This window comes from Methylobacterium phyllosphaerae (assembly GCF_001936175.1).
GTDB classification, from domain to species: Bacteria; Pseudomonadota; Alphaproteobacteria; order Rhizobiales; family Beijerinckiaceae; genus Methylobacterium; species Methylobacterium fujisawaense.
The window spans coordinates 755,731-776,141 of record NZ_CP015367.1; the positions used below are offsets into that span (position 1 = coordinate 755,731).

Annotated in this window: 12 protein-coding genes and 2 pseudogenes; 9 read left to right on the forward strand and 5 right to left on the reverse strand. The window is 61.0% G+C overall.

Translation table 11 applies throughout. The features are described from left to right. The first annotated feature begins 528 nt into the window (after positions 1–528). The 9 genes from MCBMB27_RS03565 to MCBMB27_RS03605 all read left to right on the forward strand — a co-directional run bounded on the left by MCBMB27_RS03565 (position 529) and on the right by MCBMB27_RS03605 (position 15,303). Positions 529–2,337: a glycosyltransferase gene (locus tag MCBMB27_RS03565; RefSeq protein ID WP_075379868.1), complete on the forward strand. Its 1,809-nt coding sequence runs from the start codon at positions 529–531 to the stop codon at positions 2,335–2,337. Between the two features lie 61 nt (positions 2,338–2,398). Next, on the forward strand, positions 2,399–5,950 hold the full coding sequence (locus MCBMB27_RS03570; protein ID WP_075379869.1) for a glycosyltransferase: 3,552 nt from the start codon (positions 2,399–2,401) through the stop codon (positions 5,948–5,950). After that, positions 5,947–6,588, forward strand: coding sequence for a hypothetical protein (locus tag MCBMB27_RS29375; protein ID WP_075379870.1), 642 nt, complete (start codon positions 5,947–5,949; stop codon positions 6,586–6,588). Before MCBMB27_RS03570 ends, MCBMB27_RS29375 begins: the two co-directional genes overlap by 4 nt. Further along, positions 6,585–8,450 (forward strand): O-linked N-acetylglucosamine transferase family protein, encoded by a 1,866-nt coding sequence (locus MCBMB27_RS03580; protein WP_075379871.1) that lies wholly within the window; start codon positions 6,585–6,587, stop codon positions 8,448–8,450. The genes MCBMB27_RS29375 and MCBMB27_RS03580 overlap by 4 nt, the downstream gene beginning before the upstream one ends. Then, on the forward strand, positions 8,450–9,355 hold the full coding sequence (locus tag MCBMB27_RS03585; RefSeq protein WP_075379872.1) for a hypothetical protein: 906 nt from the start codon (positions 8,450–8,452) through the stop codon (positions 9,353–9,355). The genes MCBMB27_RS03580 and MCBMB27_RS03585 overlap by 1 nt, the downstream gene beginning before the upstream one ends. A 101-nt stretch (positions 9,356–9,456) precedes the next feature. Next, positions 9,457–9,843: a hypothetical protein gene (locus MCBMB27_RS03590; RefSeq protein ID WP_159020293.1), complete on the forward strand. Its 387-nt coding sequence runs from the start codon at positions 9,457–9,459 to the stop codon at positions 9,841–9,843. Positions 9,844–10,066: 223 nt separating this feature from the next. Next, the gene (locus MCBMB27_RS03595) at positions 10,067–12,634 is read left to right on the forward strand and encodes a glycosyltransferase family 2 protein (RefSeq protein ID WP_236952979.1); all 2,568 of its coding nucleotides are present in this window, start codon (positions 10,067–10,069) and stop codon (positions 12,632–12,634) included. Between the two features lie 6 nt (positions 12,635–12,640). After that, complete coding sequence (locus tag MCBMB27_RS03600) at positions 12,641–13,471, forward strand: glycosyltransferase family 2 protein (RefSeq protein ID WP_075379875.1); 831 nt, start codon at positions 12,641–12,643, stop codon at positions 13,469–13,471. A gap of 455 nt (positions 13,472–13,926) precedes the next feature. Continuing rightward, positions 13,927–15,303, forward strand: a complete 1,377-nt coding sequence (locus MCBMB27_RS03605) for a glycosyl hydrolase family 28-related protein (RefSeq protein ID WP_139231703.1) — start codon at positions 13,927–13,929, stop codon at positions 15,301–15,303. A 310-nt stretch (positions 15,304–15,613) separates the two neighbouring features. Here the strand turns inward: MCBMB27_RS03605 and MCBMB27_RS03610 are convergent, their stop codons facing one another. The 5 genes and pseudogenes from MCBMB27_RS03610 to MCBMB27_RS29380 all read right to left on the reverse strand — a co-directional run bounded on the left by MCBMB27_RS03610 (position 15,614) and on the right by MCBMB27_RS29380 (position 19,979). Then, entirely contained in the window at positions 15,614–16,603 is a 990-nt protein-coding gene (locus MCBMB27_RS03610) for an IS3 family transposase (RefSeq protein ID WP_335633094.1), read from the reverse strand. After that, positions 16,561–16,713 (reverse strand): annotated as a pseudogene (locus tag MCBMB27_RS30460) (transposase); the annotation flags it as partial. The gene MCBMB27_RS03610 and the pseudogene MCBMB27_RS30460, both read right to left, overlap by 43 nt. Before the next feature lie 68 nt (positions 16,714–16,781). After that, positions 16,782–17,087, reverse strand: a pseudogene (locus MCBMB27_RS28720) (transposase); the annotation flags it as partial. Positions 17,088–17,502: 415 nt separating this feature from the next. Further along, entirely contained in the window at positions 17,503–18,183 is a 681-nt protein-coding gene (locus MCBMB27_RS03625) for a CatB-related O-acetyltransferase (protein WP_159020295.1), read from the reverse strand. A gap of 587 nt (positions 18,184–18,770) precedes the next feature. Next, positions 18,771–19,979, reverse strand: a complete 1,209-nt coding sequence (locus tag MCBMB27_RS29380; RefSeq protein ID WP_139231714.1) for a DUF6492 family protein — start codon at positions 19,977–19,979, stop codon at positions 18,771–18,773. Positions 19,980–20,411: the final 432 nt, after the last annotated feature.

The following is a 20,411-nucleotide window of genomic DNA, read 5'->3' on the forward strand; positions in this document are numbered from 1 at the left end:
CCTTATTCCACGCCGAAACACACCCGAAAAACTTGCGCTCGGCGCGGACCAGTTTGCTGGGTCAGGGTCAGGAGGACGTCAGTATGACCCAGCGCGTGCTTGTAGAGCGAGTAGACGTACTGTGGGTTCCTCATCTGCGGGTGGCCGCTGGTGAATTCGGCTGAGGTGACGATGTTATGTGCCGCGTCCTGCAGGGTACCGCCGTGTGCGAGTGCGTCGGCAATGTCCTACAAACCGGTCGGGTCGGGGATCGGTTGAGCAAGGCCTCGTGTAGCCGACGATATGGTTGTGCGAGGATTGGAATGTCGCGCTGCTGGCTCGCCTCGTTGGCGGACGCCGCTTTGACAGGTCAGCTACCTAAGTCTTAGAGACCCGCGCGGCGCTTGGGTTGGGCGGGCGCGATGGTGCGGGAAGAGTCATGGTGAGAGCTGCCATCAAGCGAGGCGACGGCGGGGTCCGGATCCTGACCGCCGGCGCAGCGGAGCCCGGAACCCGGCTCCGTCGAGGGGCGATATCCGAGCGACGGCCATGACCGGTGTGACCCTCGGTGCGGCGGGACCGCGCGTCCTGCTGAACCTCGTGCGGCTCCTGCCGAGCGAGAAGGGGGCAGGCGGTGCCGGCCGCCTCGCTCTGGCCCTCTTGGCGCATCTGCCGCGGCGTGTGCAGTTGCGGGTGGCGATACCCCACCATTGGCGCAGCCTGATACCAGCCTTCCCGACGGTCAGCTTCGAGGTCGTGGACGACGACAGCAACGCGAGCCTGCGGCGCCTCCTTTCCTGGTGCGAGTGCTATGTCGACCCTCTGAACGGACTCAGGCCGACGCTCATCGATCCGAAGATCGCCGTTATCAGCTTCGTTCTCGATCTCCAGCACCTACGCATGCCCTGGCTCTATACTGAGGAGCAGATGGCAGGGCGGTTGGCCGAGTACGGCTACGCAATCGACCGATCGGATTGGCTCGTGGCGATCTCCGAGTACGAGCGCGATAATCTTGCGGACTTCTACGGAGTCGATCGTGTCTCCGTCGTCCACTTGGCCGGCTTTATGGCCGAGGACAGCGGCCTTGACGCGGAAGCCGTGAGAGCCAAGCGTGCGGAGGTCGGTGACGAGGCATCTTATCTTATTTATCCCGCCGTGCCCTGGCCGCACAAGAATCATGACATCTTGATTCAAGCGATCGCCATCCTCAAGCGGCGCGGCCTGAGCGTTCCAGTGGCGCTGACCAACACTTCGGGGCAAACCGCCGAGAAGGAGCGGCTCGGCCGTGTCGCCGCTGCTTTCGGCGTCGATGATCTGGTGGATCTGCACGGTTTCTTGGATGAGGCCGCGCTCCTCGACCTCGTGATCTTAAGCCGCGGCATGGTGTTCCCGAGCCTGTATGAGGGTTTCGGCATCCCGCTCGTCGACGCGATGGCACTGGGCGTCCCTGTCTTGGCCAATCCGGCCGCCGCGGTGCCGGAGATCTGCGGTGCGGCGGTGACCTATATGGACAACGCGTCCAACGCTCTAGCGCTCGCCGACGATATTGCGGCCTTTTGGACCGGGACCGAGACGCGGAAGGATTTGGTAAATCGAGGGCTCGAACGTGCGCGGGATTTCTCGTCCGAGAAGATGGTCGCAGACCTTGCCGACGCCATTGACGCGGCCGTTGCAGCCAAAACAACTCGCGCTCTCCCGCCCGCGAGCCGGTTTACTCCGCCGCGCTACAACGAGCTTGCCGTTTTCGTCGCATACGGGAGGCTGACGGAGGCTGACCGCGCCCATTTGCGCGAGGCGGGGGACATCCACGCCTGGCACGCGCGCGCCTTCGGCGCGGACGCAGTTGTGACAGTCGGCCTAGATATCGCTCTGGTCGACGATCCGGACTTGTCCTCCTTCTTCGGCGCGGCCGCCAAGCTCATCCTTTTCGACGCCAGCGACCCGGCGTCCCTGGACACCGCAGTCGCGGATTTTGCGACCCGCTACGACCACGCAGAGTTTCAGCTAGTCACAGCGTACCGGGACCGGCTCAGTGCGTACAGCGCCACCGCGGTGCGGAGTGTGGTGTCGGCGCTGCGCCTGTTTACAAAGGCGGACTGCGCCGAGCCCGACACGCAGATGCAGGATTGCAAGCTTGAGAGGGAGCCCAGCGAACAGGAAGGTGTGATCGCGTACCAGCAAAGGCGCGGCACCAGCTTGGCCATCCGTGATGTGCTGCTTCGGCGCGCCTCGGCGCGGGGTCTTCGGAACGGCACGGTGGGTTTTCTGTCCGCCTACTGCACGCGCTACGCGCGACTGCGCGTGCCGATCGTGCGGCCGCAGACCGGTGTTCCTCACGAGACGGGTGATGCTCTCTAGCAGACATGGACACCTCGACTTCGGGGTGGGATTGGGCCAATAGGTCCGCAAAGAGCTTGCGATGGCTGGATTGCGTGAGACAGATGGCGGGCCGGAGCCCGCAGGACCGCCGCCCCACGAAGAGGCCGTCGATCCCGATTGGTATCTCGCCATCAACGGCGATGTAGCGAAGGCGGCCCTGGATCCGACGGAGCATTACATCCGCTATGGCCGGGCGGAGGGACGGTTTCCCAACGCCGCAGCGGCGGCTCGCCACGCGTGCGAGGCCGAGGGGAAGTTGGCGGCGGAAGTTAACCCGGTCTGGTACCTGGCCGCCTACCCCGACGTCGCAGCGGCAGGCGCCGACCCGGCCGAACACTACGCCCTCTCCGGCAAAGCCGAGGGCCGCCATCCCAACGCCGCGGCCGCGGCTCGCCACGCCCGCGATGCCGGGTGGGAGCTTATGGGGGAAGTTGACCCCGCCTGGTACCTCACCGCTTACCCCGACGTCGCAGCGGCAGGCGCCGACCCGGCCGAACACTACGCCCTCTCCGGCAAAGCCGAGGGCCGCCATCCCAACGCCGCGGCCGCGGCTCGCCACGCCCGCGATGCCGGGTGGGAGCTTATGGGGGAAGTTGACCCCGCCTGGTACCTCACCGCTTACCCCGACGTCGCAGCGGCAGGCGCCGACCCGGCCGAACACTACGCTCTTGCTGGCTACGCCGAAGGCCGCCATCCCAACGCCGCGGCCGCGGCTCGCCACGCCCGCGAGGCCGGGCGGGAGCTTATGGGGGAAGTTGACCCCGCCTGGTACCTCGCCGCTTACCCCGACGTTGCAGCGGCAGGCGTCGACCCGGCCGAACACTATGCCCTTGCTGGCCATGCCGAAGGCCGACTCCCGAGCGCCCAGGCGGCCACCAGGCACGCGCGGCGGCAGGAGGTCGATCCGGAATGGTACGTGGCGCGCTACCCCGACGTGCTTGAAACTGGCCTCGATCCGGCTCAGCACTATGCCGTCCGTGGTCACGCCGAGGGCCGCTTGCCCAACCCCGCGCATCTGCCGGTCAAGGCTTGGGCGCCAGTTGAAGATAAAGCACCGGCGGCAAGGCCCCTAGCACAATATCCTCTCGTCGGCGTGGTGACACCGGTGCGCAACCGACGCGCTTGGTCGGTGGACTTCGCACGGATGCTCGACGGGCAGGATTACCCACTCTTCCGGTTCTATGCGGTAGATTCCAACTCGACCGACGGAACGCCGGAGGCGCTCAGAAGACTCGATACTGCCGGCTGCACGGTCCTCTCGGCGCCCGACTCCGCCTACTGGACAGCTGCGACCAACATTGGTGTCGCCCGCGCATTGGCGGACGGGTGCGACTACATCTTGACGATCAACGACGACGCGATCATCCCCCCCAATTTCTTGAAGACCATCGTCGACGCCGCGGAGCGCGCCAAGGCGCGCATCGTGGGAAGCGTGATCGCCTTCGCTGACACGCCAGGGCGTCTTTGGGGGGTGGGTGCCTACAACAACTGGAGTTCAGGGTCCTTCGTGCAGACCGCGATGGCCGGGGCCTGGGACGATGCACTTGAACAGATCCCGCTCTCGCCCGAAGGGCTTATCGTGGCGGATTATCTGTGCGGTAACGGCACGTTAATCCACCGCTCGGTCTTCGAGGAGATCGGTTTATACGACGTCCGCCACCTGCCGCATTATCACGCCGACAGCGAGTTTACGATGCGCGCTGAGCTGGCTGGCATCGAGCGTTGGGTCGCGCCGAGCGCGCGGCTATACAATCGATTCACGGACGCCGGAGACGGAATTTTCGCGGCCCGCAACCAACGTTTGTTCTCCTTCCGGTCAGCGAACTATGCTCGACCACTCGTCTTTATCATAAACACCTATTGCCCTGACGAGATGAAGGCGCGGGCATTGGTGCGATACTTCGCGCTCTTCGTCAAAGAACCGAGCGTCCGGACGTGGTCGCGTCTCCTGCGGGTTGTGAAACTGATCGACACGCCGGTCGGGAGTCGCAGGGTTAGCTGTGCCGATTTCTTCCCGCCATCAGATCCAGCTATGCGCGCGGCCGAGGATCTAGATATCCTGCTCGGACTCTCCGAATCGGCTTTCCTGGCCCTGCTTTACCCCACCTTACTCCGGCGGCTCGAGTTCGAGGCGGAGCGCACGCGGCATACCGACGCGATCCGGTCCGGCTGCGATCGGCGCGATATCGTCCGCGAGATCCTCGCCCGCCCCGAGGCAAGATACGCTCGGCATGCGCACGCGGCGTTCCTGTTGGCTTATCTCGCCAAGGAGAATAATTCAGCCGAAACCTTGACTCCGGCCGAACGGCGACTTCTGGCGGCGTATATCGAGGCGGGCCGCTTACCGACCCGGGCTGAGGCAAGAGCCCTCACCGACGTGCCTGCAGGGATCGGTTCGGGCGTCGAACGTTCAGATGCCCTCACCGTGTATTTGAACGTCGACGTTCTATGCATGGCAGTGACCGACCCGAAGGCCGCCACGGGTGTTCACCGCTACGTGCAGAACGTCATGCAGGAGCTGGCACGCAACGCGCGGATCGATTTGAGGCTATTCCATGCGCCGCAGCTCGAGGAGAGCGCGACAGAGTTGCGCGCGGGACTCCTCGCGGGAGCCACGTTCGCTGAGCACGGCCTCCGGCCCCGGACCGGCGTGGTGTTCTATCCCTATTTCCCGTTCGCGGGCGTGGATCAGCGCTTCGAGGCGCTCCCACAAGTATTCACCGTCTGTGATCTATTTCCGCTTACGAACCCGGACTGGTTTTCGGCGGCAGCGATTGCTAATTTCAATGGGCAACTTCGCTATCTCGCTCAAGCCGACCACGTTCTGTGCATCTCGGCGGCTACGGAAGACGCACTACGCACGACCTTCCCGACTTTGCCGGCCACCTCATCTGTCGCGCATCTCGGCGTAGTTCGGAGGTCCGGCAACGACGGAGATACCGCGTCGGTGAGCCACATCGGGCTCGATGGGAAACCCTATTTCATCTGCGTCGGAACAATCGAGCCGCGCAAAAATCTGCGTACAGTAATCGCGGCCATGCGGCATCTGAGATCGGCGGCAGTCCAGGATCTCCGGATGGTCGTCGTTGGTCAGGCCGGGTGGTCGATCACCGCGGAGGGTTTGACCGATCTAGCAGAGGCCGACGCGGCTCGCATCACGTTCCTCGGCCGTGTACCGGATGAGCAGCTCTGGGACCTTTATTCAGGGGCTGTCTGCACGGTGTTCCCGTCGCTCGCCGAAGGCTTCGGTTTCCCGATCGTCGAGTCCTTCTCTTGCGGCACGCCCGTCGTGACGTCCAACGGTTCGAGCATGGCCGAGATTGCAGGCTCGGGAGCGCTCCTGGTCGATCCGACCGATCCGATCGCGATAGCGGTGGCGGTGGAACGTCTGGTGACCGACCCGGCCCTTCACGCCACGCTCGCCCGGGAAGCGGAACTCCGCAGCCGGCACTTCACCTGGGAGGTCTGTGCCGCGCGCCACGTCGAAGCGTTCGAGCGCGTGGCAGCCCGCAGGGAGGCGCCGGATCGACCGACGTCTTGGCGAAAGGACGTGGCCACCGCGCCGCAATCGGTGGGGAGTTCCGTTCAGTGAGCGCAGCCACGGTTACGCTGAGTAGGAGCCACGAGCGGGAACCCGGTACCGTCTCTTGGGACTCGGGCCTCGATCTACCGATCGAGGCGGACATACCGTTCGACAGCACGCTGGCCGGTGCAGGCTGGTACCCCTCGGAAATCTTCGAGGGTGTGTGCTTCCGGTGGATGGGCAGCGCCACGACGGCGCGGGTCACCGCAATCCTGGACCGCAGCATCGACCTGGAGTTGAGCGTGTATGTTCCACATATCGTGGACCACGCGTGCTGGGACGCGGTGACGTTCCGCGTGGATGGGCAGCCCGTCGACGCGGTCCTCGCAGTCGACCAGGTCCGCATGTATGTCGTCCGGCTGCCGGCGCGCCCGGCCTGTGCCGCGGGCAGAGTGGAGCCCGAGCGGAACGAAGTGGCGGAGAGCCTAACTGAGATCGAGCTATGCGCCCCCTTCGCCAAGCAGCCCAATCCCAACGATGCGCGCACGCTCTCAATCGGCGTCTCGTTGCTGCGCGTCCGGCCGATCGCTCCCGAGGCGCTCGCGCGCAACCGGCTCATCGTGCGCGCGGCGCTGCTGTCGTATTTCGCGGGGCGGGACGTGGCCGGCCTGATCCCGGTCTCGGACGGGCCCGGCGCCACCTCATGAGCCTCAACATCACGGAGCAGGTGCTCGCGGGCAGCCTGCGGGAACTGCACGCGTGCCTGCGCGTCTGGCTCGCCGGCGGCGCGCCGGCTGATGCGAGGCTTGCTGCTGACGCGCGCGATCGCTGGGTCGGGCTCGTCAGCCATCACCGAGCCGAGTCGGCTTTGGCGCTGCTCGCCATAGAGGCCGGCGCGGTTTTCTTCGCGATCGCCCATGAGCCCCGCGTTCTCGACGCGATTCTGCAGCTTCCGGCTCCGTCGGCGCGCGTCCGGGACGCCTGGGCCGCGCTCGACCCACATGATCCCCGCCGGCTGCTCGGCGGCATGTTCCTGCATCCCCCTTTCGAGCTGGACAACCTTGAGCATTTCGTCGGGCAGGAACGCTTCGACAACATCCTCTTGATCTACGCGACGTGGCAACCGCGGTGCTTCGAGACGGACGCCCAACGGGCCCGCTACGTCGCTTACGGCGCCACGCTTTGCACGGCGCTCGCCGACCGGATCGAGACAGGCACCAGTCCGCTCGACACGTTTCTGGAACACAGCGTCCGCTCGATCGGTGGCGGCATCGTCTACTCGTGCGAGGGGATGCTCGTCGAGCACGCGCGGGCAAAGAGCCGCCTGATCCGCGCCTATCTCAAGCGCCGACATGGCCTCGATCCCGCCGAAACAAGTCAGGCCGACGTGCTGGTGGCCGGCTCGACGATACGGATCGGGCTGCTCTGGGCCGATACCGACTGGCGCACGGAGAATATCGTCGGCGCGGCGTCCGTCGACCGGCTACAGGACCACGGCTTCCACGTCGTCTCGATCATCCACCATAACCGCCCCGCGACGAAGGATCGGCGGACGATGGAGGGCCGGATTGCCGCGCTGAGCCATGAGGTCGTCGATCTCAGCCGACGGCGCGGACTGACCGAGCAGGCCGAGGCGATCGCGGCCCTCGACTTGGATTGCCTGATGTTCATGACGAACGTCACGCACGGCTACAACGACTACATCGCCCTCGCGACGTTGCGGCTGGCGCGGTGGCAAGCGGTCAACCTGTGTGCCGTGGTCACGACGGCATTCCCGGCCATCGACCTCTACATCTCCGGCCTACTCTCGGAGAGAGCCGAGAGGCCACAAGACGGCTACACCGAGGCGCTCGTGCGCCTGCCGGGATCGTGCCTCGTGTTCGACCGCCAAGACGAGGGGGGAGAGTACCGCAGCGCGAAGCTTTCCTTCCAGCGCCTGCGCGACCCGTCGACGGTCACACTGTTCGGCAGCGGAGCCAATTTCTATAAAATCCATCCTGATCTCACCGATACGTGGGCGCAGATCTTGGCCGCGACGCAGAATAGCCGACTCGTGCTGTACCCGTTCAACCCAAACTGGAGTTCCGATTTTGCGGGTCGGCGCTTCCTGCGCCGCTTCAGCGATCAGCTCATCGCCCGGGGCGTCGATCCCGCGCGCGTGACCGTGGCGGGTCCCTGGCGGGACGCGGGGGTCGTCGCCGACCTTCTATCCGAGGTCGACATCTACCTCGACAGCTTTCCCCACAGCGGCGGATTGTCGTCGCTGGACGCCCTGCGTTTGAACATACCGATCGTCACGAAGGGCGGTCCAACACAGCGCGAGAACCAGACCGCCGACTTGCTGGATCTGATGGGGTTGTCGCGCTACGTCGCGGACTCCGTCGATGGTTATGTGCGAACGGCCTGCACGCTCGCCGAGGATCTCTCCGCCTGGGCCGCATTCAAGGTCGGCATCGCGCGGGGCATGCGCGCGGCTCCATTCTTCGACACGGTCACGTACTCCGCCCGGCTGGCCACCGCGCTGCGCTCGGCGGTGACGGCGCCGGCAGCTCGGGATTCAGAACCGTGATGGCGCCCCCCACCCTGGCCACATCGCTGGCCCCGCACCCCGAACGCCGGATCACTGGCGGGCGCGAGATTGGTCGGCTGAATCAGTACCGCTGCATCGAGAGTTGGCGGGCGAGCGGCTTCCACGTCTTCAGCGTCAACGCAGCCGACGAGGCAGACGCCGTCCGAACCGCATATCCGGATGTGCCGGTCATCGTCGCTGAGCGCGACGCGCGCGGTCTCTGCGGGCGGCCGTTGATACCGGTGTCCGAGATGATCCGGGCCCTGCGGGGCGCCGGGGTGACCTGGGGCGGCATTGCCAGCGCGGACGTGCGGGTCGCCGCCCCTGGCCTTCTTCTGCATGTCGCCGGCGAAGGCCGGAACAGAGACATGGCGGTGTTTCTGAACCGCGCCAACGTCGCCCATCCCTGTGACGAAGCCGGCGAACTCGATTCCGGCGGTCCATCAGCTGTCCTGTTCGATGTCAGGCATTCCGCCGCACTGGATTTCGAGCCGTTCGCCCTCGGCCTGCCGGGGTGGGGGCGCGCCTTGGCGATGACACTTCTCCTTGCCGGCTCTCAGGCCTACTCTCCGGTCGGCGCCGTCCTGCGACACCTCGACCACCCGAAACTTTGGGGGGAGGAGGTTCACCGACGCTTCTTTTCGGCGTTTCGCACACGCTTCTCGCCCGAGTTGAGGGCGCTGCAGCGCACGGAGGGCGCGGACGCGTTGCCATCCCTTGCCGCTGTTGCGGATCTGGGCCGGCACGCGGAGGTCTACGCGGACCTCGCAGATCGCCGGGCCGGAGAGACCGGTCTCACGGAATCTGCCCGGCGCCACAGGTCAGCATACGCCGCCGCCATCGCAGACCTCATTCAGGAATTGGCGACAACCGCGCCCCGGCCCGGGATCTCAGGCCGGCTCTAGGAGATCTCGTCGTGCTCTCGGAAAACTTCATCCTCTGCGCCATCCTTGGCGTGCCGCTTGAGGGAGAGCACGCCCTTTCGGCCGCGGTCGAGGATCTCGACGTGGCGCCCTTGCCGCTGGCCATGGCCCTGGCTCAGACGGGCCGCATCGACGATCTCTGCCGGTTGCTCCGGCTTCGGAGCGACATACCTTTCGGCGCGGTCGCCGCCTGCGCTCTGTTCGTCGGATTAACGCGCGACCCCGGACAAGCCGTCACCCTGTTCAGGGTCCTGCGGGAGGCCGCGCCATTAGACGCCGATGTCTGGTTGGCCATCGCCCGTTTCGAGGCCGCCATCGGCAACGAGGCCGCAGCCCTGCGCGCGGCCGCGGTTCATGCGGAACTGGCGGGAATATCGTTCGCGACTCCTGCCCGTGAGGACGCCGCGCCTGTGCGAATTCCTCTTGGAACGATCCGGACTCTCCGGGGTGATGTGAACATCGAGTTTTGAAGGTGGAGGTCGCAACGGGTTACGCCGTGTCGAACTCGGGCTGACGGCTGGCGATCGGCCTGGAGGACGGCCTGCGCCAGACCCACGGCTGGCTTCTGGAAGAACACGCAAGCCGGCGGGGCTGAACGGCGCGAGCCGGACGCGGAACGCCGCCTCCTTCGGACCTTGGCTAGCGATCTCATCCAGCCGAAGCTCATCATGGGATTTATCTAGCGTGGACTCGATGGACCGCGAAACGAGCACACCCTCTCTGGCTTCGGTTCAGAGCCTCGCCTCTGAAGGGGCGTATGCGGCAGCGCGGGAGGTCGCCCTCTCCCTCATTGACGCATCGATCGACAAATTCGGCGCCTGCGTCGCCCTCATCGAGATCGAGAGACAGCTGAAGAATCTGCCTGGCGCCATAACGGCTTGCCAAACCGCGACAGGTCTACATCCCGAGAACGAATCTTTGCACCTGCATCTCGGCTGGCTCCACTTCGAAGCCGGCCAACTCAGCGAGGCGCGAGACTGCGCCGGAAAGGTGGCGGGTTCGGAAAACCCACAGCTCCAGGTCGGAGGCTTGCGGCTCCATATATTCGCCTGCGCGCGAGATGGCAGCTGGGAGAAAGCGACAACCTCTTTCCGAGAGCTCGAGACGATCGATGCCGAACAATCTCATATCACCGCGAACGAATCGCTATCGACTTTCGAAGGGAAGCTGATCGAGCTTATCAACGCGAAACGGATCCGCGCAGCGTACAATCTCCTTTCATACCTCCCCCCGCAAATTGACCGATTATCGAGCAAGCTTTTAGATCATATGAAAACGACGCCGCCGACTCTACCTCGAGCCGGCGATCGGCTTTTGTTGGATCGCTGCGCTAACAGAGTCAGAAACCTCCTGCTCAAGCACCAAGACAACAAACTGTCGAGTTTTATATCTGGAATCCTGCCGAAACCTCGCAAGTCGCGGGGGCTCAAAGTCTCGGTCATTACGCCAGTTCTGAACGGCGGACTGACGCTGCGGACCACCATCGAGTCGGTGCTGCATCAGGAGAATGTCGAGGTCGAATACATCATCGTTGACGGAGGCTCGACCGACGACACGATAAAAATCGTTCAAGAATACGGCGACAGGATTGAATCGTTCATATCCGAGAAGGATCGAGGGCTGTACGATGCAGTCGGAAAAGGTTTCGACCGCGCGACCGGAGACATTTTCTGTTACCTCAATGCGGACGATACGTTCGAGCCAGGCGCGTTGGCTAGAGTTGTCGAAGCCTTCAAGGGCAACCCCGGTTGCGAAGTTATATATTTTGATGAAAGCGTCAATAATGAATTCTGGAAAACACAAAACAAGCAACAAAAAGACGTAGATTTTATCGATCTTTGGCACGGACATGTGCTCTTTCAAGCGAGTGTTTTCTTCACACGCCGGGCATATTATTTTGCCGGCGGAATAAATAGGATGATGAAACTTGCAGGCGACGCCGAACTCTGGCTACGCTTGTCCTTGTTATATCGCTTCCGGTATTGCTTCGGCCATGTCAGCAGCGCGTCCGTTCATGATCGGCAACTCAGTCGCGATATGGGCGCCTATTACGGCGAGCTCCTTAAAATCAAGCAGCAATATCGTGAGCTCATACATCCGCTTAAATGGGCTTCTCTGTACCTCAGGCACATGTTTCTGCTAATCAGAAGATTTGCCCGATCCCGGCAGCCTCGAGCGAGAAGATATCGCCGCCTCCTTCTGCCCTTCGCAACGTCGAGGTTGCCGGAAGCTCCTATTGGCCAAATTCTTCCGGATCACAATATATGCCCTATCTACCGCACACCTGCCACGACCTTCATCGCAAGTTTGCTGACCAAGACTGGGCGCCCGGACAACGTAAACAGAGTCGTTCACCACGAAAAATCTGACATCATCGCCGTCTACCCAAAAGTTTTGATTTCCCAGCTTGCACCGATCCGGGTAGACACGACACACGATGATTTTGTCTCTACCGGTGATGTGCTGTGCAACGGGACGGATGCTCACTGCAGCGTTCTGACAACGGACACGCTCACGTTTTCTCTCCTGCGCAGAATGCTGGATCGTTGCGCAAGCCGTTACACGGTGGATCGCAAGCAGACGATGCACGATGCTGACCCACTATCTCTACCCCTATCAGATTTGCCTCCGCTGAAACTGCAAAGCTATCTTCACGGGTCGGAAAAAATTCTGCTCATCACTGACGATACGGATGAGCCTAACGTGCAGACGCGATTCTGCTCCGGAACATCGAAAATCTACACGATCGAGACGGATGAAGCGTGCCATAAGCTCGGCCACGCGGACTCTCTGTACGCCCGCCAGACCTCAGGCACAGAGGTCTGCTTGACTGGAGCGGCTGCCAAATTCGATGCAGTCATCATTGAACAGGCCTCTCTTATCGCGAATGCCCCCTTCGACTGCCTGAGAGCGTTGTCGCATCGGCTGACGTCGCATGGGCGCGTCGTTTTCCGGGTTCCCAATGCGAACTCGTTCCTCTTCGACCTGCTTGGGCTTCGCTGGCAGCGCTTGCACGTCCGGATGCCCATGCACCTGCATTCTTCCCGCTCCATCAAAGCTGTCGCCGAAATCATGGATTACAATATCGAATACATGACCTCATTCACACCTTTGCATAAAATTTTGCCCACTTCCCCAGGCGACTTCTGCCCGCCATATCCTCAGCACGCCTCTGACTACTTACTCGGCGCGATCGCAAAGTTGTTCGATTGGAGAGGTAGAGGAGACGAGCTTTTCGTTGTCTTAGAGCGCCGTACCTGAGGGACCATGTCGAACCATCTCAAGATCAGCATCGTGACGCCCTCCTTTAATCAAGGGCAGTTCGTAGAGAGCACGGTCCGGAGCGTACTTGAACAAAATTATCCGGAACTAGAATACATATTCATGGATGGTGGCTCAACAGACTCTACAATCGATGTCATAGATAAATACAGAGACAAATTTTTTCACTTTAGGTCGCATCGTGATGAGGGACAGGCCGCAGCTGTCGCGGAGGGCTTTGAGACCAGCGGCGGAGATATACTTGCTTACCTGAATAGCGACGATATGCTTGCCCCTCGCGCGCTATTCTATGTCGACGCCTTTTTTCGAAACAACCCCGATATCGACGTATTATACAGTCACAGGCTGGCGATCGACACGAATGGTATCGCGATTTATTATTGGATTTTGCCGACTCATTCGTCGTATCTTATGTCGCGCTGGGATTATATACCTCAGGAAACAACTTTTTGGCGCCGGTCGATCTGGGAGAGGGCTGGCAACATCGATAAGTCGTTCCGATTCGCAATGGATTACGATCTGTTCGTGCGCTTTATGAAGCTCGGCAAATTCAAGCGCGTCAACCGATTTCTGGGTGCGTATCGCTGGCATGACGATGCTAAGTCCAGTCGCCTGTTCGAGACAGTCGGACGAGAGGAAATCGCCCGCGTTTGGCGGGAACATGGTATCAAGAAAAGTAAGATATCTAGCTTTCTAGAGCGCCGATTCCATCAAGCGATCGATTCAAACTCGAATACATTCGTGGAGAATCATCACATCCGGAGCGGTTGCCTACCGGGATTGGGCTACCACATCAACGACGTTTGGGGGTGGTGACCCATTTGGGGAGTTATATTACTATGGACCAATCTGAATTTTAATTGACCGAGTAAATATACCGGACGAAGCATCTAATACTCGGGATCGATCCGGCGACTAATTAGCCTCCCCTTGGGTCGCCGGTGGCTGGTGTCGAGCCATTCAGCGCCGATTCTTCCCAACGGATCGAGAAAAGGTTGGCTTGAGCGATGCGTCCGGTATCGTTTGCCGGATCGCCGTTTCGTTTGAGCCGCGGGAGGGAGCGGCCGTCGAACTCGGATAAGCAGCCGCATCTTTGTCGAGGCGTTAAGGTATGGTGGTTTGCCGTTCGATCGTGAGGACGGGGTGTGGATCGGGATCCGGGCGCGGAGCGGTGAGGCGAAGTCGTGAGTCAGATCAGTTCCAAGTGCATCGCCCTTACGTTCGCCCCCCTTGCGGCGGCCTCTCCGGCGGCAGGCCTGGACGCAGGCCCCTTGACCACGCCAACCCAAGCCGACCTGGCGCGTATGAGCCCGCTGACGGCAAGTTCGGCAGTTACCTTGTCGGGTTACGCCCTCTCGGGCGACCGCGGCGCGGGCTGCACCATGGTCCGAGGCGCGGCCAGCGGTCCTGGCGCCATCCGCGACAAGTCAGGCTCATGGTGGCAGGCTGCCCCTGGTCGCCCCATGGACGTGAGCTGTTTCGGCGCCAAGATGGATGGGAAGACCGACGACACCGCCGCAGTGCAAGCGGCGATCACTGCTGCCGCCATGTCGGGTGCGGGCGGCCAAGTTACGATTCCGGGCGGCAGCATCCGGATCGGCAGCGTGAACTTGCCGAGCAACATCCGCTTGTCAGGGGCAGGGATGAACGCGACGGCCGTCTTCGCCGCCACGTCGACCGGCGACGTCTTCTCGGCGTCGGATCCATCGAACGTGAGCAACGTCGCGATCGAGGCGCTAGCCGTCTACGGTGCGGGCGGAAGGCGCCAAACCGGCGGGCACTACGTGCTGTTCCGGAACTGCACCAATTGCCGTGTCTCAGACTTCTTGTTCTCCGGGGCCTTTGTCGGCGCTGAGGTAACCGGGCCGAACACAGTCAACGTGGCGCTCGAGCGTGGCCGGTCAGACGGGGCTGTCCTCTACCATTTCGCCGTGTCGGGAGGCTCGGATACTTTCCTGCGCGGCCTCGTCACGACTGCCGGCGGCGGTGACCAGGCAAAGTGCGGGGTGCGGCTCACACAGTCTGGCGGAACCTGGATCTCCGACTCAGACATCACCGCGTCCGGCCACGGTACCTGCGTGCAGCCCGGCAGCAATCAGTCGGTGAAGTGGACCTTCGTCTCGAACACAGCCCTGGGTGATAGCGGCTCGGGCTACGGCCTTTTCCTCGCTCCGACCGGCACTGGAGCGATTTACGGCTTCAGCGCCTCGAACGCGTGGACCTCCGCGAACAAGAAGGCCGGCATCGCGACCCAATGCGAGGATGGCGGTGTTATCGAGGCCTTGACACTGAATGCGCACCGCGCCGTGGCGAACACGCTGGACGGAATGATCTTCACCTGTGGCAACGGCATCCGGATCATCGCTCCGACTGTGGTCGACAACAGCAACCCGGATGGCGGCGGCGTGGCCGGCCGCAACTCCGGCATCGCGTTCGGTCCCGGCATCTCGCATTTCACCGTGGCTGGCGGCGAGTTTAGGGCCTTATTCGGAAGCAAGCCGTTTCAAGCGCACGCCGTACGCGTGATGCCGGGCGCCTCAGATTATTACACCATCCAGGGCGTTGACGGTGTCGGGGGTACGACCACCGGCGTCACCATTCAAGATGGCGGGACGGGCGCGCACAAGACGGTGGCGAACAACTGGTAGTGTCAGTGACTGCTCCCCACCCTGAAGCATGGCGTAGATCGCCTTGACCGGATCGAGGAAAGCCCGCCCGGCTCGGCCAGGCGGGACCAATCGATCAGTCGAGTTGATCGGCCCATGCATTGGCCTCAACGAGCGCCTGCTCCACGGATGAGTAGGCCGTTCGCGACTCCTCCCAGAGCATGTTCCGGACGCCATGGATGGTCCACAGATATGAGGGTCCCCCGGATTTTGGTCCGGCCGCAAGGTGAGCTTCCGGATCTCATGAGGGTCCCCCGGATTTTGGTCCGGCCGCAAGGTGAGCTTCCGGATCTCATTCGGCGGCCTGCAGGGCCGCCGCCAGGGCGAATTCCTGGGGCGTTCGCCACCCCAGGGCGGTGTGAGGACGGCTCTCGTTGTAGTGCCGCCGCCACGTCTCGATCTTGCTCCTCGCGTCGGCCAACGACAAGAACCAGTTCGCGTTCAGGCACTCGTCGCGCAGCCGGCCGTTGAACGACTCGACCAGCGCGTTGTCGGTCGGCTTGCCGGGGCGCGAGAAGTCCAACGTGACGCCGTTCTCGTAGGCCCAGCGGTCGAGGGCTTTCGAGACGAACTCAGGCCCGTTATCGACCTGAATCGCGCCCGGTGCTCCGCGCAGCAGCGCCAAGCGGCCGAGGACAGCCACGACCTGCTCGCCTTTGATGCCCTGGTCGACCTCGATCGCCAGAGCCTCGCGCGTGAACGCATCGACGACCGTCAGGGCCCGCAGCCGGCGGCCGTCGAACAGCGCGTCGGAGACGAAGTCCATCGACCAGCGTTCGTTCGGCCGGAGCGCAGCAGGCTGACGCTCACGGTGTGCCGCGCTGACGTTCCGGCGCGGCCGCTTGAGCCGCAGGCTCAGCCCCTCGTCCCGGTAGAGGCGGTGGACCCTCTTGTGATTCACCCGCCAACCTTCCCGGCGCAGCAGGATGTAGATCCGGAAGTACCCGTAGCGCACCCGGCTCTTGGCCAGATCGCAGATGCGCATCCGTAGCGGTGCCTGATCGGGTTTGGTCGAGCGGTAGCGGACGCCCGACCGACCGACGCCGAGCGCGACACAGCCGCGCCGCTCGCTCACCCCGTGCGCCTCCTGAACCTGGTGCACGAGCTCGCGTCGCCGAGCAGGCGTCAGAGCTTTTTTGCGAGCACGTCCTGCAGGATGTGCTTGTCGAGGCTCAGATCGGCCACGAGCTGCTTGAGCTTGCGGTTCTCGTCCTCGAGCTGCTTCAGCCGCCGCAACTCGCCCGTCCCCAAGCCGCCGTAGAGCTTCTTCCAGCGGTAGAATGTCTGCTCGGAGATGCCCATCCGGCGCAGCACCTCCGAGACCGGTGTCCCGGTCTCGGCCTGCTTCAGCGCGAAGGCGATCTGCTCTTCGGTGTACCTGCTCTTCTTCACGGCTCTGCTCCTCCCCTCAGGGGCTCACGAAACCGGAAAACTCGCACTCACGCCGGACCAAAGCGATGGGGGGACGTCACCTCATGGCTTGACCCGCCATACAGTCGCCAATCGATGCGAGTCCGTACGGAATCGGCCGCACGGCGGTCGGACAGGTTCTCGGAGAACTGCAGCAGCGTGATCAGCGCCAGCCGCCAGGGGCAGGCCGCGGGCTGTCCGACGCGTGCGAACAAGCCAGCAAACTGGATATCCGTGTCGGTCGGACCGAGAGCATCCCGCAGCCTGAGATAGGCATGACCGTGTGGGAATGCGGCACGGGCGACGGCCGCGGTCTCGTGTGGGACACCGGAATCGGGTGTGGGATGGAGAGACATCTCGATCTCCTGGACAAGGCGCGCTCTGCGCCATGATCTGGGAAACACCCATCATCTGAAACGGATTCACCCAATTCGCCAGCAGTATCTGAACTGAAGCAAGTCCATGCTCCCGATGGCCTGATCGGTGATTACCACACGCCGGTGCTCCCGATGGCCGGCGCGTGAAGGAAAACTCCGTACGACAACCAAGATCTCAAATGGCCGGCAACGCACCATCAAGGTTGATTTTAACACCGCCTCCCTCGTTGGCCTTACCTGAATGCCCATGACGAGATTCTGAAGACTAACGATGTGGAGCTGCTCGCCCCATTTTTGGGTGGAGCAGTCTCGCTCTCAGGGGCAAACGCCATCTCTTCAAGACAGACCGCATCTCGCAAAAATGCGGACGACCATGGGCGTTCTATAACTCTGATTACTCGAGGCGCTCTCCGGGCATGTGTACCAGTTGAGCCCGCCCCGGTTCGAATGGAGCCAAGCTCGCTCTTCGCGCTTCGAAACCTTTGCAGAAGACCTCCGGGTTAGACAGGTCCAGTCCCTCGAAATCCAAGAAGTTATAGCGCCACCACTCACTTGCGAGCAGAAGACCGATGATCTCCCTGGGAAAACGAGGGCGAATGATCTCTGCCGGGTTTCCACCGATGATCTGGTAGGCAGGCACCGAACGCGTGACGACGCTGCCGCTGGCCACAACACATCCAGTTCCAAGAGTAACACCGGACGCGATCATCGACCCAGCGCCGATCCAAACATCGTGCTCAATCCTCGGCGCCGGCCTTTGCGGATTCGAATGAATATTCGCATAGTCAGAACGAAAATCTCCCATCGCGCGAATGACTTGACCCCGCGGATTTAATTCATGCGTGAAGGGAGAAGTCGAGATATGCTCGATCGGATGCCGGTAGATTGGATAAGTGACGCCTGGCCCTATCGAGCAGTAGCGGCCGACACTAATGTTGGGATTTATTACACTGTTGCTGTACGTCTGAAAACCGAGCGGGCATAGCACCTTACCGACATAGATGCCGACATAAGGCTCGATTTCACAGCCTGACACAAACTCAAGGACGTCGCCGACAGTTACGCCCTCGTCCACCTCGGAACTCATCGAGATGCGATGGTCGTGAAGAAACTCAATCGTGTGACGTGTAGCCCGGATCTGCATAGCTCTGCCAGTCTACCCGATGCCGACTCGCGAACACAGGGGGGCGCAGCGTCGGGGGAGGAAAAAACCGTCCTCGCGAACGGTAGGTGATCGTGATTAGTTTTTTTGAACCACAACTTCGAGTAACGGTGTCCAAAGGCAGGTCCGCGAAAGAAGATCGCCTTTTAATCCATGGAGCAATCTTGAGCGACGCGAGTGCTGAGATAGGCGCTATCGCCTTGTCATCCAGTCTCGGGGGGGGTCCCGATGGGCGAGGCGGTCACCGCACTTGCACTCGCCGTGACCATTCACCGAGGACATATGACACTGGGGTCAAGCGGACATCCTAAAAACCGAACGGCAAAATAGATATAGCTCGCTTAAGCTCACTGATCTATTGCACCATTAGTGCAAAAGGAGCCGATAACACGGAATCCTTGCTCAAAGCGGCGGCTAAGCTCTAAAAGAAGCGGGAAGCAACTGGCAGACCGCTCAGATTTGCCTCAAATAACTACAGCCAACCATAATCCTTTTCTGTCTCAAGAGCTGGATACGTAAGCACCCGCCCACTGCACGCTTACCTGTCTCCAATAATCGAAACTGCCGTCGGTAACGTATCTACAACCTTCGAAAACGAGCTGCACACGACTTGGCCCGATTTCATTCAACGGAATTCTGATTAAATTTGCACCCTTTTGAATGAGATGCGAATCGACAGACGCGCCTACCGAAACGACACATCGACTCACTTTTGAAAGATCGGCAGCATAAATTGACAGACACAAGTAGCCCCGCTCGGCTTCGAGAAGGCGAAATTTTACAGAGGGGTGAAGCCAATTATCAGGATATTGGTAGCCAATACTCAGGAACCCGCATTCAGTTAGCTCCGCGAGGGTGATGCAGGGGTAAAAATCGATATTAGCCGGAGCAGATTCACCAGACCGTCTCAATGCTTTGCTGTAAAAGTCCAGCATTTTGGATTCGGCAAGATCCCAATGAGACCAAAATACACAGTATTTACTACAGCCCGCATCACGCAGCTCAATATCTGGATCAACGATGCAATAGGATGGAGGCCTTTGATTGACGCTATACACAACTGAAGATTCATCGTCTGCAGGTTTCCACCAGCAGTGAGCGTCTTGATGGAAACGATGGGCGAAGGCTCCGTAGATCATGTATTCGCTAGGCGGAACTTCTGCGGTCAGTATTTTCCAGAGATCGTGCTCCGCATTCAGGTGCTCAAGCACAGCCCGATCAAGCACGTAGATTGGCCGGTCCATAAATTGGAAGCTAGGATCGAAACCAAGGAACTGACCTGTCCCAGAGCGCCATCTTAGGCTGGGCTCGTTATCCCAGCATCTGTATTGCCAGATTGGCCGGCCACCCTGAAAAAAATCTTCGGAATGCAGGTCAGCGATCAAAAGATAGTCAGAGTCAATACTCCAAATATAGTCAGCATCGCTATGATAGCAAAGTTGCAACTTTATATACATTTGAACTCTGAAGTCGTCTTCCTGATCGCCCACAATCGACTGCTTCGAAATTAAACGAGATCCTGGAGGCAAATCCATGTGCTTTATGGATTCGAAGTCCGCATCATCACAAAAAATCAAAAGAATTCCATCTATTTTGCTAAATACAGAAAAACTTTTCAACATAACAGCTAATAAGTGAAGATCTTTGCGGCAGGTTACAACGGCAACATCCATTTTATAACGTGTCGACGTACTGCATGTTTCGGTCATGAGGCAAGCTCGTTGATACAGAGGAAACCCACACGTGTTGCGAAATTTTCGCTATAGATGGCCCGTGCCCTTGTTGCCACTCTTCAACGCTAGCACAAGACAAATGATCGACATAGATCATTGACTTACAGCGATCAGCGACACCCTTTATGCAGGTCTTGCAGAAAGAAGCTATAATTGACGCGCAATGCACAAATCACGAGAAAACAACTAACTAGAAATTAAAGTCGGACTATGAGCTGATGAGCAAACCCGGTTTGATTTGCTGCGCGAATCACCGGGAAGCCGAAGCTGCAATATGGAAGGCTTTTACCATAGGCACCGCAGTGGCGGGTCGATTCTCAACATTTGACGACGTGAAAAGGTCCTATACGATCGCGGACGTTGAATTCTGACGGCGAGACGGCGCTCAGGGGAGTCTCGACATGCAGC

Bases quoted from the DNA above. Each gene is read 5' to 3' on its own strand.
- MCBMB27_RS03600 (WP_075379875.1), top strand. From the start codon at position 12,641: ATGTCGAACCATCTCAAGATCAGCATCGTGACGCCCTCCTTTAATCAA.
- MCBMB27_RS03595 (WP_236952979.1), top strand. From the start codon at position 10,067: ATGGACCGCGAAACGAGCACACCCTCTCTGGCTTCGGTTCAGAGCCTC.
- MCBMB27_RS29380 (WP_139231714.1), bottom strand. From the start codon at position 19,979: ATGACCGAAACATGCAGTACGTCGACACGTTATAAAATGGATGTTGCC.
- MCBMB27_RS03580 (WP_075379871.1), top strand. From the start codon at position 6,585: ATGAGCCTCAACATCACGGAGCAGGTGCTCGCGGGCAGCCTGCGGGAA.
- MCBMB27_RS03565 (WP_075379868.1), top strand. From the start codon at position 529: ATGACCGGTGTGACCCTCGGTGCGGCGGGACCGCGCGTCCTGCTGAAC.
- MCBMB27_RS03570 (WP_075379869.1), top strand. From the start codon at position 2,399: ATGGCTGGATTGCGTGAGACAGATGGCGGGCCGGAGCCCGCAGGACCG.
- MCBMB27_RS03585 (WP_075379872.1), top strand. From the start codon at position 8,450: ATGGCGCCCCCCACCCTGGCCACATCGCTGGCCCCGCACCCCGAACGC.